Origin of the sequence: Blautia luti (genome assembly GCF_033096465.1) — a bacterium.
Classification (GTDB): domain Bacteria; phylum Bacillota; class Clostridia; order Lachnospirales; family Lachnospiraceae; genus Blautia_A; species Blautia_A luti.
Genome location: NZ_AP028156.1, coordinates 2,871,705 through 2,889,873 on the forward strand (window position 1 = coordinate 2,871,705; position 18,169 = coordinate 2,889,873).

An 18,169-nucleotide genomic window follows, 5' to 3' on the forward strand; every position below is an offset into this window, starting at 1 on the left:
TAACTTTCCAGTATTTTTCCATTGAAACATTGAATCGTTATTTTTTATAAACGATATTTTCAATAATATACAACAAAACAATCAATTTTACAAATATTGTTTTTTATCTTATAATATCCCTTATATGAACTTCTGAAGGGAGCGTTATCTTATGAAACGTGAACAGCTTGGAAGCCGGCTTGGCTTCATTATGCTTTCCGCCGGCTGCGCCATTGGCTGCGGAAATGTGTGGAAATTCCCGTGGATGTGCGGGCAAAATGGCGGCGGCAGCTTTATGCTGATCTATCTTCTGTGTCTGGTCATCCTGGGAATCCCGGCTCTTGTGTTGGAATTTTCCATCGGAAGAGCGGCTCAGACAAGTCCCCTTTTCATGTACCGTAAGCTGGAAAAGCCAGGACAGAAATGGGGGATTTTCGGCTGGTTCTGTCTGCTTGGCAACATTGCCCTGATGGCATTTTACACTGTTGTCTGCGGCTGGATCATTTATTATTTTGTACAGTTTCTCAGAGGTAAAAATGGTTCGCTGGGATTTTCAGCCATGATCTCCTCTCCCTCTGTGAATGTATTCTTCTTACTGGTCACTGTGGTCATTGCATTTTTCATCCTTTCCTTCAATCTTCAGGGAGGACTGGAGCGTGTGACAAAATATATGATGTCTGCGCTGCTGGTACTGATGCTTGCTCTCGCTGTGCACAGTCTTTTTCTGAAAGGCGCAGGTGAGGGAATGACCTTTTATCTGAAACCGAATTTCTCAAAGATTGATGGTTCGGTGATCGTAGGGGCAATGAACCAGGCATTCTTTACTTTATCTACAGGTATGGGTGGCATGGCTATCTTTGGCAGCTATATTGGCAAAGAGCATTCTCTGATGGGGGAAGCTATTCATGTGATCACACTGGACACACTGGTTGCTTTTCTGGCAGGAGTTATTATTTTCCCTGCATGCTTTACCTTTGATCTGGAAGTAAATGCAGGTCCGAGCCTTCTGTTTGATACAATGGCAGCAGTTTTTAACAACATGTCCGGAGGTCGCATCTGGGGTTCCTTATTCTTCCTGTTCATGGTATTTGCAGCTATGTCAACAGTTCTGGGAGTGTGCGAGAATATCCTGGCAATGATACGTGAGCTTACCGGCTGGTCCCGTCCAAAAGGCAGCGTGGTCTGTGGCACAGGCGTCTTTCTTCTGGCACTTACCACAGCCCTTGGTTTCAGCGTTTTCCACTTCCAGCCATTTGCCGAAGGAACTACCTGGCTTGATTTCTGGGATTTTATTGTTTCCAACAATATTTTACCCCTTGGCTCTCTCATCCTTGCACTCTTCTGCTGTAATAAGTTCGGCTGGGGATGGGATAACTTTATCAAAGAGAGCAATACCGGTAAGGGTTTAAAGGTACAGAGCTGGATGAAACCGCTCTTCCGATTTGTACTTCCGATTATAATTGCCTTTATCTATATTTATGGAATGTTCACATTCAACTGGAAATAAAAAGAAAAATAAGCTCCGTGGATCAAAACTTCTATCCACAGAGCTTATTTTTTATCCAACCATCATTTTTAATTTTAGTGAACCTTCTGATCCAGCATTCTCCGGATCAGCTCAATTGTATCCTTCAGTCCATAGTTGGCACTGTTGATGCACAAATCATAATTCTCCGGTTTTCCCCATTTCTCACCGGTATAAAATTCATAATATTTCTTATGCTGCTTATCCATCTGCTTCAGAAAACGTACTGCCTGTTTCAGATTCATATTACGGATATCCATAACGTGCTGCACACGAACCTGGAAGGGAGCACTGATAAACAGGCTGATATGAGGAATGTGATTATTCTTCAGAATCATATCTGCACAGCGCCCCATAATCACACAGTCTTCACTTTTTGCCAGTTCACAGATCAGATCACTCATGTTGAAGAAAACCGCATCCTGTTTCGGAAGTCCGTGATAACGGTTGAATTCCCTGAACCAGGTTTTCAGATCTGTATGTTTTTTCTTTCTGTATTTATCAAATTTCTCAAAATTACCTGTATCACTAACTACACTTTTATCTGCCTGCAGACGCTTCATAACCTGATCAAAGATTTCTGCATCATAATAGTTGATCTGAAGCTGATCCGCCAGTTCAAATCCGATATCATTACCGCCACTTCCCTGTGTACGGCTGATACAGATGATCAGATGATCATTTTCGGAAATCTCATTCTGGCGTCTTGCGATCAGATTATTCAGACTGATACGTTCTTTATCTACAATATCTGTCTGTCCAAATGTATCCGGAAGACTTTCAATCTCTTTCAGAATACTGTCATACTCTATCATAAGACGTCTTCTCTCGCTCTTATCCCTGATGGTACGGGCCATGTTACTGATCAGCGCCAGTTCACTTCTGAGCAGATGTCCGTCCGGCTTGGTATACATCAGTGCTGCCAGATGACGGAGAGTTGTTTCTTTTTGTCCTGTAAATGTACGTCCCAGAGAGGAACCGACACATTTGTAAACTTCTTCATCCAGGTTATAAATGCGTGTTGCAAGTTCTTTACATTTTTCCTGATTGTCCTGCATAATGATCCTCCCTCCTTATAAAAAGAATACAAACATATCGATAATAAACACTGGAACCAGAAATGCGATGGACCAGAGCATATATCCGAAGAATGATGGCATCTTGACACCGTTCTCATCAGAGATTGCCTTTACCATAAAGTTCGGGGCATTTCCGATATAAGTGTTGGCACCCATAAATACCGCACCACAGGAAATGGCAGACAGCACCTTCGTCGGTACAGTTCCCAGTGTGGTTGTGATTCCATTGGTAAATGCCAGCGTTCCTGCCGTTGTAAGGAATACCAGATACGTCGGTGTATTATCCAAGAAACTGGAAAGCGCACCGGTTGCCCAGAACATCTGAGCCGGTTCAGTAACTCCCAGATTCGGTCCTACAGCTTTCAGAAGCATCAATGCAGGCTGCATGGTGATAAAGATACCGATGAATAAAACCGCAACCTCCTGGATCGCACCCCAGGTAAAATGGTTTCTGATACGGATCTGCTTATCTGTTGTCTTAAAGGAAAGAAAGGCTGCAAGCAGAATGATCACAATTTCGATCAGTGCCGGGAATGTCAGGGTTACTTCTCCAAAAAGATGAATGCCTCTTACATTGCCTGCGGCATCCTGAAATGCGGACATTCCCGGAAGTACACCGCTTAAGATTACCGCGCCAACGATCATCACAAGGAAAATGATATTGTGCAGTCCATCCAGACGGAACTGAGTACCCGGTTTACGGATATCCGGTTTACGTCCATTTGCAATATCCTTTCTGTAGGAACGTTTATCAATCTGATAAAATACAAACAGCAAAATGACCATATTAAAGATCAGTACAGGGAACAGATGCAGACTCCAGAAGAATGGAACACCTCGCATAAATCCCATTAACAGCGGCGGATCTCCGATTGGTGTAAGACATCCACCCATATTGGAAACCATGAAGATAAAGAAGATCATAATATGTCCTTTTCTCTTTCTCCATGAATTCATTTTAATTACCGGACGTACCATCAGCATACTGGCACCGGTGGTACCGATACAGCTTGCCAGAAGAGTTCCCAGTGCAAGCAGACCTACATTAACACGGGGGGAACCTGCGAAATCACCCTCCATGGTAATATTACCTGATACGCAGAACAGGCCGAATAACAGAATGATAAATGTAAGATAATCATTCACAATACAGTCCAAAACTGTCTCTGTAGTCTTTCCGGCTCCATAAACGAAAGCAAATGGAACCACCATCAGAATGATCCATAAGGCAACAACCAGTGGCTGATGAGACTCCCACCACTCCGCTTTTACCAGAGGCATCACTGCAATACATAACAAAAGCCCTGCAAAGGGAATGCAAAGCCATACAGGTACTGTAGATGGTGCTTTACTGCCTTCTGCCGCAAATACACTCAATGGACAAGCCAGAAGAACTGCAAAAAAAGCACCCAGTACGGTCACCAACTTTTTCAAAACTGCCACCTCCATATTGTATTTTCGTACAGCGCGATTATCATTCAGGAGATTTTTTTCATATATGTGTTTCTTCCTATTTAATATGCGCTTGTTTTTTACAGATGCAATTATATCATACAGCATACAAAAATCAATTGTGTGGATAGTGAATATTTATACTTTATTTCCTGTTTTTTTATACATTTTTTACATATTCCCTGATTATTTTCGTTTATATTTTAACGATTTAATCTTTTTTACTGATATTTTTTTGTACTGCCTTATCTATTTTTTAAGATTGTACTGATTTTGAAACACATGCCCCAATAACTGCTCCGCAGTTTATCACTTTTTTGCAATTAAAGCAGGGATCTTTCTTATATGCAATACGAAAAATGCTCCCCAACAGCAATTCCCGCTGTCAGAGAGCATTTCGCATATTTCTTATATGAACTGATTGGTCGCCTCATCATACTCATAGTCGATAGAGTGCATCTTCGCTACCAGTTCGTCTTTCTTTAATCCTCTGCATGTACAGAGTGCTTCCAGGGAATCATAGTAATCCCTGAGCTGAGTATTCACATAACTCAGCAGAATCATTGGATCTTTGGGTATCATTTAGTTTCCGTCCTTTACCGTAACAATGAATTCCCCATTCTGAACATCCAGCACCAGAGTATCACCTGCGTGAACATCTCCGGACAGAATCTTTCTCGCTGCAAGAGTTTCTACATATTTCTGCAGATAACGTTTCAGCGGACGTGCACCATATACCGGATCATAGCCATTCTCAATGACCTGATTCTTGGCTGCATCTGTCAGTTCCAGGGAAAGCTCCTGGTCTGCAAGACGTTTATCAAGCTCGCTGACCATCAAGTCTACTATCTTACCAATATTAGATTTTGTCAAGGGCTTGAACATAATTATTTCATCAAGACGGTTCAGGAATTCCGGACGGAAGTGACCTCTCAGGTCATCCATAACCTGACTCTGAGCCTCAGGTTTAATCTCACCATTCTCATCAATGCCATCCAGCAGATAAGGAGAACCGATGTTGGAAGTCATGATCAGAATTGTATTCTTAAAGTCAACGGTACGTCCCTGAGAGTCTGTAATACGACCATCGTCCAGTACCTGTAACAGTACGTTAAATACATCCGGATGTGCTTTCTCGATCTCATCAAAAAGTACAACACTGTATGGTTTACGGCGGACTGCCTCAGTAAGCTGACCGCCCTCCTCATATCCTACATATCCCGGAGGCGCTCCGATCAGTCTGGATACAGAATACTTCTCCATGTACTCACTCATATCAATTCTGACCATATTCTGCTCATCATCGAAAAGATTCTCTGCCAGAGTTTTGGCAAGCTCTGTCTTACCTACACCTGTAGGACCAAGGAACAGGAAGGAACCGATTGGTTTAGTCGGATCCTTGATGCCGGCTTTAGAACGAAGGATTGCATCTGTAACCCTCTTCACACCTTCATCCTGGCCTACAACTCTCTTGTGAAGCTGATCTTCCAGAGTGAGAAGTTTAGCTCTCTCGCCTTCTGTCAGTCTTGTTACAGGAATACCGGTCCATCTGGAAATGATCCTTGCGATCTCATCATCTGTAACTGCCTCATGTACCAGGCTTCTGTCGCCCTCTTTAACGCTCTTCTCTTCGATTTCCAGCTGCTGCTGTAATTTCGGAAGTTCACCGTACTGTAACTGTGCGGCCTTCTCCAGATCATAGTTCTGTTTTGCTTTCTGGATCTGCTTATTTACATCCTCGATCTGCTCACGAAGCTTCTGTAATTTCTCTACAGAATGCTTCTCATTATCCCACTGTGCTTTCTGGGTATTAAAGGTATCACGAAGCTCTGCCAGCTCCTTCTGAAGTGTTTCCAGACGTTCCTTACTCAGGTTATCTGTCTCTTTCTTCAGTGCAGATTCCTCAATCTCCAGCTGCATGATCTTACGGCGCTGTTCATCCAGCTCTGAAGGCATGGAATCCAGCTCTGTCTTGATCAGGGCACAGGCCTCATCCACCAGGTCAATGGCCTTATCAGGAAGAAAACGGTCTGTGATATATCTATGTGAAAGTGTAGCTGCTGCAACCAGCGCGCTGTCTGTGATCTTAACACCATGGAAGACCTCATATCTCTCCTTCAGACCACGAAGGATGGAAATGGTATCCTCCACTGTAGGTTCATCCACCATAACAGGCTGGAAACGACGTTCCAGAGCGGCATCTTTCTCAATATACTGACGATACTCATCCAGAGTTGTGGCACCGATACAGTGAAGCTCACCTCTGGCAAGCATAGGCTTCAGCATATTGCTTGCATCCATGGCTCCGTCAGTCTTACCTGCACCAACGATCAGATGTAACTCATCAATGAAAAGAATAATGTTTCCTTCACTCTTCTTTACTTCTTCAAGGACTGCTTTCAGACGTTCCTCAAACTCACCTCTGTATTTGGCACCTGCTACCAGAGCACCCATGTCCAGTGCAAAAATCTTCTTATCCTTCAGACCTTCCGGCACATCCTCTGCCACGATTCGCTGTGCAAGACCCTCGATTGCTGCAGTCTTACCTACACCAGGCTCACCGATGAGCACCGGATTGTTCTTGGTCTTACGAGAAAGGATTCTGATGATATTACGGATTTCTTCATCACGTCCGATCACAGGATCCAGCTTCTGGTTACGTGCCTTTTCGACTAAATCCTCGCCATATTTATTCAAAGTATCATAAGTAGCTTCCGGATTGTCACTGACTACACGCTGATTGCCTCGTACTGTAGAAAGTGCCTGCAGGAAACGCTCCTTAGTAATGCCAAATTCCTGAAACAGTTTCTTCATGCTTGGACTTGGATATCTCAACAAAGCAAGGAATAAATGCTCTACAGAGACATATTCATCACCCATTGCCTTGGCTTCATCCTCTGCACTGACCAGAGCCTTGTTCAGATACTGTCCGAAATGAAGCTCACCGCCAGATACCTTAACCCTGGCATCCAGTGCCTGATTCAGAGAATTTCTGAAATAATCCTTATCTATCTCCATCTTCTCGATCAGTTTAAGAATCAGGCTGTCTTCCTGTTCCAGCAGAGCATATAAAAGATGCTCCTCTTCAATCTCCTGGTTGCCAAACTGATAAGCAACCTTCTCCAGATCCTGGACAGCCTGTACGGATTTCTGTGTAAATTTACTGATATTCATAGGCTAACCCTCCTCTTATATGAGAAATATCTCTCCCACAGGAGAAATATGTTGTTTTCTTTGTTCTGCATGTAATATAACATATGTTGTTAGCACTGTCAAGAGGTGAGTGCTAATTTTTTGTAAAGAATTTGTGCACCCTTTTTTTCTGCTAATTTGTGTTATAACATGGACAAATAGTTATTCGTTTCTTGATTTTACTATCTTCAATGGATGTTTATCAGGACTAATGCAGAGGAGACTTTATGAATTTTAATCCGAAACTAAAAAAAATCCGGACATTCCGGAAAATGACACAAAAAGAACTGTCAGAGAAGATCGGACTGACCGATCAACATAGAATTGTACAATATGAAAAAGGGATTCGTGTTCCCAAAAAAGATCTGGTCGATAAAATGGCTAAGCCTCTTGATGTTAATCCTTATACCCTCTATGATACCTCTAGACGTGGCGCTTCCGAAATGATGGAACTGCTTTTCTGATTGGATGAATTTAATCCATCAGCCCTGCATCTGTTTCTTCCTCGGAAATTTCCCGGTGAAAAATGCAATGAAGTAGCAGACACTTCCGTTTACTACCATGACAATGATAGCTGGCCGGCTCATGCACCTGTCTGTATGTGGTTTGACTATGGGGTTCTGAATAATTTTCTGAAAGAATGGGGGGTTCGAATGGATGAACTGAAATCCGGTGAGATTACCAGAGATGAATATTTTGAGTGGAAAATCAACTGGCCGTATACCTGTGATGATTGTGGAAAGTTTGAACCTAAGAAACAATGGCGCTCTGCAAAATCAGAACTCAGTGAAACTTAGCAAAACTTAAATTCGCTGCATTTTTCCTCTTTGGCAAAAGAAAAAGCACTGTAAAACCAATAATCCCACGGTTTTCAGTGCTTTTTTCATATTACTTTATTGAATATCCCTCATTCTGCCTATATAAGTGAAACTTAGCGAAACTTAAATTAAATCTCTTTCAGACAATTCAATTTGGATATTCACCAACTGTGGATTATTTCTCAGTGCACCAGTTTCCAACTTACCGCCTGCTGCCTTGCATCCACAAATCTCTTATAAATACCTTCCTGCTTCATTAGTTGCCCATGTGTTCCCTGCTGCACAATTTTTCCTTTGTCAACAACCACAATCTGATCTGCATGTCTGACCGTTTTTAATCTGTGGGCAATCATAATAATCGTTTTTTCCTTTGTAAGCGCATCTACCGCATCCATCAGATCCTTTTCATTCTCCGGATCAACATTGGCCGTTGCCTCATCTAATATAACGATTGGGGCATCCTTCATGATTGCTCTGGCTATCGAAATACGCTGTTTCTCACCACCGGAAAGTGTGGCTCCGCCTTCTCCGATCACTGTGTTGTATCCATCTGGAAGTTTGCTGATGAAATCGTGACAGCACGCTTTCTTTGCCGCTTCCACCACTTCCTCATGGCTTGCATCCTGACGTCCGAATTTAATATTATTCTCAATGGTGTCTGCGAACAAATACACCGACTGAAATACAAATGAAAAATTACGCATCAGACTGTTCATGCTGTAGTCTTTTACATTCACATCTCCAAGTGTCACTTCCCCGGAATCCACATCCCAAAATCTGGCAATCAGATTGCAAAGTGTTGATTTTCCTCCACCAGACGGTCCAACAATTGCTGTCGTCGTTTTCTGTGGGATAGAAAGTGATACATCATCAATAATCTTCCGTTTGTCATAGGAAAATGAAACGTTAGAAAGTCTGATATCGTAATTTTCCGGATGGATCTCTTTGCCGTCGATATCCATGGTGTCCAGCTCCAGTATTGCATTTGCTTTATCTACACATACACTTACCACATGTAAGAGGGATGAATAATTTCCTGCGCATTCCAGACTGGAATAAAGCATAAATGCTGAGATTGTCATACCAATCGCATAGACCGCGCTCATGGTTCCATTGATATAAAAATATGCGCTGCCTGCTACGATCACAGCACCTGTGATTTTTGTTATCACACTTTGCAGAAAATGATAGGGAACAAACAACATCTCCATCTTTGTATTGATCTTTTCGCATGCTTCATTTGCATCATTTAATCTTTTCGCCTGTTTTCCAAGCAGATTGTATGATTTTACTTCTGATATTCCCTGCAGATACTCCATGATCTGGTTTACAAGCTCTGTATCGCATACCACTTTTTGCTCTGAATCTTTTTTACCCGCATTCTGCATCACGGAATTGACCCCAAAGAAAATAAGCACTCCTGCTGCAGCGATCAGTCCGATTCTCCAGTCAAAAATAAACAGCATAAGAATGATCATTGATGTTTCCAGAATTCCCTGCATTGTCAGCATAACCACTCTCGCAGCCACATCGCCAAGTATTTCCATTGTATTGGTTGTAATGGAAGAAATTTCCCCGATACTATTGGAATTAAAATACCCCATCGGCAAATATCGCAAATGCTCTGCAATCTTGATTCTCATAAAAGCACTTGCATTATATCCTCCCTCTGTCTGAAGCACTGTAGAGTATCTCTTGCAGATTACGTCGACTACAATTGCAAGAACCATAATCGCAACGGAGCCTCCAATATATTTTCCTGTCGGTTTCCCACTCAGCAGACCAATCAGTATGTACATAATAGCCGGAATCTTCATTGCTGAGGCAAGAGCCTCTATGAGTCCGATCACTATCGACAGTTTAAATTTATTGCCATTTTCCCTGCCTGAAAAACGAAAGAATTTTGCCAGAATCCCAAACATATCATTCTCCCTCCTTCACAGTATCTTTTACAGAAATATGGGCATTCCACATTTCCCTATAAAGCGGGCATGACACCAGAAGTTCCTCATGTGTGCCATGTGCTGTTACATTTCCATCATTTACAACAAAGATCTGGTCACTGTCCTTAACAGTAGAAAGTCTGTGTGCTATTACGATCAGGGTCTTCCCTGCTACCAGTTTTGCGATAGAATTCTGCAAAATTGCCTCATTTTCCGGATCTGTGTAGGCAGTTGCCTCATCAAGGAGCACGATCGGAGCATCCTTTAACATTGCTCTTGCAATGGAGATACGCTGCCTCTCGCCACCTGACAAATGCCCTCCTGCACCTCCTACAACCGTATCAAATCCATTCTCCAACTGCATGATAAATTCATAGCATCCGCTTTTCTTTGTCACCTCAACAACCTGTTCATCTGTAGCATCCGGATTTCCCTGCCGGATATTTTCACGGACCGTTTCATTAAACAGATAATTGTCCTGTGCAACATATGCAATTTTCCGGTTAAAGTCTGCAAGTGCCATTTTCTTTACATCAACTCCACCGATTTTAATACTTCCGGAATCCACATCCCACAGGGATGCGATCAGCTTTGCAATGGTTGACTTTCCGCTTCCGGAAGGTCCTACGATTGCATTTACCGTTCCTGCTTTCAACTCCATAGTTACTCCGTGCAGGATTTCTTTATCGTGATAACCAAATCTGACTTTTTCAAGCGTAACGGAATTATCTTTGGGAGCTCTTTCACTTTTCTCCGGACGTTCAAGCTCCGGCTGTTCCAGAATTCCCGCCACTTCACCGACGATTACTCCAATTTTTCCAAGATCATCTGTGTAAGATCCCACTGTAATCAACGGTCCAACGATTCCAAGTGATAAAATAATACAGATGACAAAATCAGGAACCGCAAGTGTTCCATTCGCTACATAATGTGCCCCCAACGGCAATACCGTAAGAAGCGTATAAGGTGTGACCACCATCATCAGTCCATGAAAAATCGAGCACCGTTTCATCCAGGAAATAAAGGAATCCGCATATTCAAAAGCCGCCTTTGTAAATTTGGCATAAGAACTTTCTGTCTTTCCAAATGCCTTGATTACTTCAATTCCGTCAATATATTCCACTGCCGCATCATTCAGATCTTTTGTTGTCTGAACTGTTCTTTCAAAACTTGGCTTATAATCCAGCATCATTCCAAAATAAGAGAAAAGTCCAACGATAACTGGAACCAAAGACCAGAGTGCCAGTCTCCAGTCTGTCAGAAAGAAATAAATTAAAATCACAACCGGCGCCAGCAGATTTGACGTGAATTCCGGGACAATATGCGCCAGTGTTGTCTCGATACTGTCGATTCTTTCCACCATGATATTCTTAAATGTGCCGGAGGATGTATCCTTTACATAACCAAGAGGTACCCGTGCCAGTTTGTCACAGCAGGATTTTCTTATATTTGCGAGTACTGCAAACGTCGCTTTATGCGACAATGCTGTCGAGAGTGAATGAAGCAATTCTGCAATGATAAACGACAATGCGATCAGAACCGCTTTTGCAAGATATGTTTTAAACTCCTTTTCACCATTTAAAAACAGCTTTACTACATCTGCAATAATAAAATACGGCAAAATCTTAAAAATCACATTTCCTATTGCAAGTAACACACTCCATACATAGGCAATTCTTTTTTGTCCGGCCCATGTCAGGATCCAGCTGACTGCCGACTTCTTTTTTTCTTTCACATCTGTTCACTCCTTACGTTCGTTTTATTGTTTCGTTTTATTGTTTTACCTTCTGTTAGTTCTCGCTAACCAGCATATAATAAAATAGGTGGTTTACTGGCATCAACCACCTGATATTATTATCCTGTCTGAACTTTATTCAGAAATCCAGAACCTGTAACACACATAACCTATTCGGAATTCCTGCATCAGTTATACTGGAAATTCAATATTCCACAATCGTTCCCAGCCACCTGTATTAAATTCTTTCAGTTGATGTACATTTTTCTTTGCAGTCTCCCTGTCTATATCATGCTCAATGATCTGAAATACTGATGAAAAAAATCCCGTATAGATCATATGCATAAGGCTTTCCTCTACAACCGGTATTTTTACACCGGCTTCCTTCATTTTTTCCATATATTTCAGGCTGGACTTCATTTCCCGCTCCACCATATTGTGTATGAATAATTCAAATTTTCCACTGTCTCCGCATTTCAACAATAATCTGAAATTATCATAATGATCATAGATATAATCAACCATCTGCTCCATCCCATCACTGGATGTATCCGACATATTCCTTGTCTGATCACTGGCAGAAAGCTTTTCAAACTCCTCAACGATCTGGTCATAAATCTGATAAATATGTTCCATATAAGGATTCGTCAGTGCATCAAAAAGTGCCTCTTTCGTTGGATAATATTTGTAAAATGCGCCAGTAGTAAGCCCTGCATCTTTTACAATATTTCTTAAAGATGCTCCTGTCAAACCATCTTTCAGGAAATGTTTTCTGGCTGTATCTAATATGTTTTTCTGTGTATCTTCTGCTTTCGTCGACATTCTTTTCGTATCCTCTAAACTTCTTTTCTAAAATATAACAGTGCTATATAGCACTGTTATATTTTAACTCATTACAGGAATTTGTCAAGTCTTGGTGTTTCAATTTTTTATTTTCCTCGTGTATTCAGTTTCCACTCCGCAGATGCTTTCTGCAGTTTTACAAGTCTGTTCTATTCAGACAGATTTTCTTTGCAGAAAAGTTCTATACAGTTCTCAACCATTGTCTGATCATAGTCTGTTGAAATACCTGAGCCAAGCCAGTATGCATAGTCTCCTTCATCATATTTTCCAAGTGCCTCCAAATCACTGCCGTAGCGCAATTCAATATGATAGGTTGTATCATTTGTATCTGGTGCTATGCAGAAATAAGTAAATTCGCCTGAGTCTGCATCGTCACTTTTTTTATTGCATCAATCTGTACATCCGAAAAATATACATGCTCAGAATTATTATTCTTTAAATCAAATCCAGTTAATACTAATAATAGTTCCAGAATTTTCACACGAATATAACCATATCTGATTTCTTCAGGAACTTTATACAATTCCAAAAAGATATGTTCTATTGACTGATTTGCCCGTATAATAGTAAAACTATGTGTTTTTGAAATGTTACTAATCTTTTCCAGATTTACAGACAATAATTGCAGTATCCTTTTCATTTCGTCTGTAATCATGGAAAAATCAAGCGTAATGGTAATTCCATGATAACGCGATGTTGGAAACTCTGACACATGCCCAGTTTTTTTCAAAGAACAAAATGACAAGTCTCCTGCCGCTATATAACCATATTCATTTTGTTCAAACACGCATTCGCAACGGCCTTCCATGCAATAGTTTATTTCCATCACACTGGAAGCCGGCTTTTGCTCCTTGTTGCAATACTCCATATGCATATCATTATAAACCAGATCAATTCCTGGAAACACATGATACAATGTAATCATTCCTGTACCGCTCTCATTTTCCAAATGAAAACATTCACAGAATTCCGTATCCTGTACCTTTTTGCAAGCTGATGTACCATATAACTCAATACTGGCAAAAGAATCTGATGATTTTAATTCTATATTCTTATCAGGTTTGGACTTCAATATATTTTCAGCAAGCTCATAAGCATTTTTCATAACTATTTTCCTCTATACCACATCGCAAACGCCAATTCCGGTAATCGGTCAGTCTCAATAATTGTTTCGAGCATTCTGGCAAATCCCTCCGGATTTTGAATTTGATACTGCATATGGTTGAATCCCTCAAAAACCGGAAAGTTACCGTATATATAAGTCTGCATTTCTGTATTTAAAATGTTCTTCTATACTTCCAAATTCCCAGAATGTATGTTTCTGCAATTCTTCTGACAGTTCTGAAAATGGCTTATCTTCCAAACTGTCTGTCAGCTGTCTTCTCAGATTTCCATACGTCAAGTTCTTTCCTGCCTCTATAAAATAAGGTTTAATTTTATCATCGTCACACCACATGATTCTCTTTAGTGTCTTTCCTTTTGACCAATATAAACTTTTCATTGCTATATATAAGAACGGAACCATGATTCTGCGTGTTGCCTTTCCAATCTGTGCAAACTGCCCGCCATCAAAAAAAACATGCTTTACCGGTATTTTTATCTCTGTCAGGAATGCCATGGCGAGATCTGCTCCAATCGAAGATGCAACTATAAGTTCTATTTCTTTGATTCCATGGTTCCCCAAAAATCGTACAATCTGTTATATCTCATCTCTTTTGCTTTGATACCTCTGTCCGGAGCAATACACAGTCGATGTTGGCATAATGCAATAATATTTTTCTGCCATTTTCTCTGCAACCGACATACTGCTTTCCCCAGTTACTCCCATTGCATGGAAAAACAGAATGACTGAATTTGATTTATTTCCTGTTGTTTTAAATACCACACTTCCACCTTCTGTCTATTTTTTATCTATCTACTCTCTTCCATTTTGCAACAGCATTTCTTACCCGCCGGTCAATATCCAGACGTGTTCTGCGGCATTCCTTCGGATATTTTTGGGCTGCCTGAAATGCCAGTTTCATAAAGACTCCAGAACCAACCGGAAGCATTGTCTTTAACATGCTCTCAGGAAAAACGAAATGTGTTCCATGCTCATAAATAGCATACTCCAACCTGCATGTGTGTGGATGTTCTTTCATACGCTGCTTCATACGGCGGATATATTTTGCAGTATCCCACAACACATCATCTTCCGCACCAATTAACAATACTGTTCCATGGATTTTTTCAATCTTGATCATCTCGTCTTCTGTGATTGGGTGAGCCTTTTCCGAATCATCAAACAGTTTTCTCGAATTAATCATATCACCGTTTCGCTTTGTTTCTTTCTCAATCACATGCCAGTAATCCGGATGTTTGTAACAAAACGGCATGTATGGAAGTGGTTCTCCTTTATACGAAAAAAGAGATTCTCCCTCAATTGGCCATTCCTTACAACCATCTCTTTTACCCTGCATAAATCCCTGCCAGATAAAGTCACTCGGTGTCAGACCTATCGTCAATGTGATATCCTTAAAATAAGAAGCGGCAGTCAATGCAAGTGTTCCTGTAGTAGATGCCCCGACAATTCCTATCTTCTGATTACCGTGTACTTTTAACCAATTGATTGCTTTCTCTATACGTTCCAACGGATAATTATGATGTCCATAATCTTTTTTTCCAGGTGACATCGTCATCACATTCACACCGAGTTTATGTAACCATTTCACAGATGTGCGCGCCAGATAATCCTCTGAATCATCCCCGATCATGGCGATCATCGCACAGTCTGAATCCGATTTGCATTTCCAGTATGCGCCATAAAATCCATCTGTTTCCACATCAAAATGTCTTTTCTTCATCTGTATCATCTCCTGCTCGTATAATATCAGCCATGTTTCTCCATAACTATTATTTTGTTTGAGATATTCCGAACGATTGGAATCTTTCCTATCACATGATATACAGGCATAAGTTCTTTCATTCCTTCGACCAGGCTGACTTCCTGCTGAACAGAAAATTCCGGTACAATCCTTTGTAGTTCTTTTCCATTCTTAACTCCCCATGTGAATTTTGCATTGCTGCCCTCTATGGATTTTTCTTTCACATGGTTTACGACAAAAGGTGACATGGTTTCGACCATTACGGTTACTTCCTGAAATGATTTTTCAATAATAGAAAATATCTTTCTGATTTCCTTCTCACACAAATACATTGTAAGCCCTTCGATTATTACCAGAACATTCTCACAGTGATAATCTATATCATCTATATAGGAATCATCCATTGCAGACTTTGCAATCTGATATATCGGACCTGTTTCTGCAAGAAATTGCCGCCTTATCTTCATAGTCTCCGGCAAATCTATATTGTACCAATGCAGATATTTCCCTTTCATTCGATAACATCTGGTATCCAGTCCACATGCAATATTTATAACAATTGTATTTGCATTTTTCTCCAAATATTGCTCAACCATCCGGTCTAATACAATTGTTCTTGCAATCACACCATAGTTCATGGCTTTATCTTTATCCGCTTTAGAAAAGTCATAATCAAGATTTTTCACAAGTTCTACTGCAATTTCGTCGTTTATTTTAGCATTTTTCTTTCTTGTTTCTTTTGCTCTTGCATACAGAGTCTGTACCATCGTTTCCGGCACACCTGTCACATTCACTTTTTCTTTCATTATCTGTCGCCTTCCACTGCCTTTCTTACTTCTTCCACCCACTCTGCACTATGACAGCAAAACAGTTCTTCATGCTGCATGTTATGTCTCCGAATATCCGGATTTTTAAAATAAGTACAATATCTCTTTTCATATTTTCTTCCCATCTTTGTTGCGTAAAACACGTGTATCGTAGTTCCCGGCACATCAATTCCATGCTGGACTTTCGTAACCAGATCCGAATAGAACTGATTATAAATACTCTGTTTTGTAATCCACGGACTTCCTCCTTTACCGATTCCAAACATATTTAAAAATCCATTATATAATTCTTTTTTAAATTCGTCTGTTTTGTTCAGTTTTTTCTGCATAAAATTCGGAAGAACACCTGTATGTATCATTTTATACATGAAAGGCACTACCATGAATGACTGGATTTTTGCCACAAGACGACCAGCTTCATCCATATCACTGCTCCCAATGATGCCATGATCTATATGAATTCTTTTTCGCTGAATCAAAAGGGATACAAAACTTCCTCCAAGGGAGCACCCATACGCTGCTTTAATTCTTCCATCATACTTTTTCTTGATTTCCTGCTCAATCTTTTCGCATTCATCTTCCATTGAATAAAATTCTGTTTTCTCATTTGGATCAAATCCATCATAAGAAACTGTTACCGTGTAAAAATAAGAATGTAATCCATCCAGTATATGATCAAAGCTACTATACAGGCAACAGGTACCAGGAAATAAAAATATGACTGGTTTACTACTGTCTCCACTTTCATAAAATTTCATATCTGGCCTCCTTTAGTTTTTTCATATAAGCATAAAATTGCTTATGCAGCTCCCTCATTTCATCTGATGCCTTCCTGGCATGTTGATACATAAATTTATCTCCAAAGCTACTTTCGAATGTAACAGCAAGCATAATCGTCATAATTGGCAGTGGTAAAAAACGAAAAATATTCATTTTACAAGGTGACAGCCTACCTGCCTGTTTTCGCAAAAAGCTAAAATTTCTTTTCAATTTTTTGGCTGTTTTCTTCATAATCTTCCAGTCTTTTCCCGCTCTTTCCGGGCAATCGGCTTCGTAATATGCATCTGCAATCGGCACCACCATGGCAAGATGACATAATTGCCACATATGCATATCCACTACTTTCTGATATGGTATATGAGCATGCCTCAATATCTTTGAAAACTGCTTTGTCTTTTCGGATTTATTTCCTGATATTTCTGCAAATGTTGTCGGCTGAATCATTCTTGGAGTGAGTGCCGCATCAAGGATACCATCATTATTTATACTTCCGCCCGCTCCTGGAAAAGCAGGCAATATTCTCCCTTTTCCAACAATATCTTCCCATTTTTTATAACTGTCCAATGAATTTACCATTGTAACAATTATATTGCTTTTATTATTTTTTAATTCAGCAAGTGCTTCATATAGCTGATTTTCCCTGACAGTTAGCAAAATAAAATCGTAAGCATCATTATCTGACAATTCTCCAAGAATCGTGGCTTCTGCCCGCCTTATGTTCTGGTTTTTCTTATAAAGCAGTCCATTTTTCTTTAAAAACTCAAGTCTTTTACCTCTGGCATAAATACTCGTATCATAACCAGTTTCTGCAAATAAGACCGCATACAAGGATCCAATCACACCTGCACCATAAATCAATATTCTCATAGAAATCCGTCCTCTTTTTCATTTTCAAAAAAACTGCCAGCGCTCATGTTAGTAATATCTAACTCTCATTTTCTAAAAAACCGTGTGAAAACAAAACTGTAATTCCACACGGTTTCTTTTCTTATGCATTCAGTATATCACTTTTACCTGGTTAATCAACCAAATTTTGTCTTCATAATATTTAAAATTTCATGTTCATGCGCATTATATTCACTATAAACTGCTTACTGTTATATTACCCTATTTTTCTCATTATGCCTACTGC

At 40.4% G+C, this 18,169-nt stretch carries 15 protein-coding genes and 1 pseudogene; 2 read left to right on the forward strand and 14 right to left on the reverse strand.

All coding sequences use genetic code 11. The annotated features are described in order from the left end of the window. Positions 1-151 precede the first annotated feature (151 nt). A complete protein-coding gene (locus R8695_RS13295; protein WP_154780806.1) occupies positions 152-1,486 on the forward strand; it encodes a sodium-dependent transporter in 1,335 nt (444 codons plus the stop codon). Positions 1,487-1,560: 74 nt separating this feature from the next. Here the strand turns inward: R8695_RS13295 and R8695_RS13300 are convergent, their stop codons facing one another. The 4 genes from R8695_RS13300 to clpB all read right to left on the reverse strand — a co-directional run bounded on the left by R8695_RS13300 (position 1,561) and on the right by clpB (position 7,209). Beyond that, the gene (locus R8695_RS13300) at positions 1,561-2,562 is read right to left on the reverse strand and encodes a cytidylate kinase-like family protein (RefSeq protein ID WP_154780805.1); all 1,002 of its coding nucleotides are present in this window, start codon (positions 2,560-2,562) and stop codon (positions 1,561-1,563) included. A 15-nt stretch (positions 2,563-2,577) separates the two neighbouring features. After that, positions 2,578-4,017 (reverse strand): sodium:proton antiporter, encoded by a 1,440-nt coding sequence (locus R8695_RS13305; RefSeq protein ID WP_118509245.1) that lies wholly within the window; start codon positions 4,015-4,017, stop codon positions 2,578-2,580. Between the two features lie 426 nt (positions 4,018-4,443). After that, the gene (locus R8695_RS13310; protein WP_008706656.1) at positions 4,444-4,617 is read right to left on the reverse strand and encodes a DUF4250 domain-containing protein; all 174 of its coding nucleotides are present in this window, start codon (positions 4,615-4,617) and stop codon (positions 4,444-4,446) included. Next, a complete protein-coding gene (gene clpB / locus R8695_RS13315) occupies positions 4,618-7,209 on the reverse strand; it encodes an ATP-dependent chaperone ClpB (protein ID WP_154780804.1) in 2,592 nt (863 codons plus the stop codon). It lies immediately after the preceding gene. A gap of 245 nt (positions 7,210-7,454) precedes the next feature. Here clpB and R8695_RS17745 point away from each other — a divergent pair. Continuing rightward, positions 7,455-8,024 (forward strand): annotated as a pseudogene (locus R8695_RS17745) (helix-turn-helix domain-containing protein). Between the two features lie 203 nt (positions 8,025-8,227). Here the strand turns inward: R8695_RS17745 and R8695_RS13325 are convergent. The 10 genes from R8695_RS13325 to R8695_RS13370 all read right to left on the reverse strand — a co-directional run bounded on the left by R8695_RS13325 (position 8,228) and on the right by R8695_RS13370 (position 17,904). Then, positions 8,228-9,967 carry an ABC transporter ATP-binding protein gene (locus R8695_RS13325; protein ID WP_154780803.1) on the reverse strand — a complete coding sequence of 580 codons (1,740 nt, stop codon included), beginning with the start codon at positions 9,965-9,967 and terminating at the stop codon, positions 8,228-8,230. 1 nt (position 9,968) lies between these two features. Then, positions 9,969-11,723 (reverse strand): ABC transporter ATP-binding protein, encoded by a 1,755-nt coding sequence (locus R8695_RS13330; RefSeq protein ID WP_167829781.1) that lies wholly within the window; start codon positions 11,721-11,723, stop codon positions 9,969-9,971. 192 nt (positions 11,724-11,915) lie between these two features. Continuing rightward, positions 11,916-12,545: a TetR/AcrR family transcriptional regulator gene (locus tag R8695_RS13335; protein WP_154780802.1), complete on the reverse strand. Its 630-nt coding sequence runs from the start codon at positions 12,543-12,545 to the stop codon at positions 11,916-11,918. Positions 12,546-12,900: 355 nt separating this feature from the next. Continuing rightward, positions 12,901-13,671 (reverse strand): hypothetical protein, encoded by a 771-nt coding sequence (locus R8695_RS13340; RefSeq protein ID WP_154780801.1) that lies wholly within the window; start codon positions 13,669-13,671, stop codon positions 12,901-12,903. A gap of 141 nt (positions 13,672-13,812) precedes the next feature. After that, positions 13,813-14,250, reverse strand: coding sequence for a hypothetical protein (locus R8695_RS13345; protein WP_243283132.1), 438 nt, complete (start codon positions 14,248-14,250; stop codon positions 13,813-13,815). A 15-nt stretch (positions 14,251-14,265) separates the two neighbouring features. After that, entirely contained in the window at positions 14,266-14,451 is a 186-nt protein-coding gene (locus R8695_RS13350) for a hypothetical protein (RefSeq protein WP_154780800.1), read from the reverse strand. Between the two features lie 22 nt (positions 14,452-14,473). Next, positions 14,474-15,409 (reverse strand): acyl-CoA thioester hydrolase/BAAT C-terminal domain-containing protein, encoded by a 936-nt coding sequence (locus R8695_RS13355; RefSeq protein ID WP_167515491.1) that lies wholly within the window; start codon positions 15,407-15,409, stop codon positions 14,474-14,476. A 26-nt stretch (positions 15,410-15,435) separates the two neighbouring features. After that, the gene (locus R8695_RS13360; RefSeq protein ID WP_118509237.1) at positions 15,436-16,236 is read right to left on the reverse strand and encodes a class I SAM-dependent methyltransferase; all 801 of its coding nucleotides are present in this window, start codon (positions 16,234-16,236) and stop codon (positions 15,436-15,438) included. Next, positions 16,236-17,015 (reverse strand): alpha/beta fold hydrolase, encoded by a 780-nt coding sequence (locus R8695_RS13365; RefSeq protein ID WP_154780798.1) that lies wholly within the window; start codon positions 17,013-17,015, stop codon positions 16,236-16,238. The genes R8695_RS13360 and R8695_RS13365 overlap by 1 nt, the downstream gene beginning before the upstream one ends. After that, entirely contained in the window at positions 17,002-17,904 is a 903-nt protein-coding gene (locus R8695_RS13370; RefSeq protein WP_154780797.1) for a ketopantoate reductase family protein, read from the reverse strand. Before R8695_RS13370 ends, R8695_RS13365 begins: the two co-directional genes overlap by 14 nt. Positions 17,905-18,169: the final 265 nt, after the last annotated feature.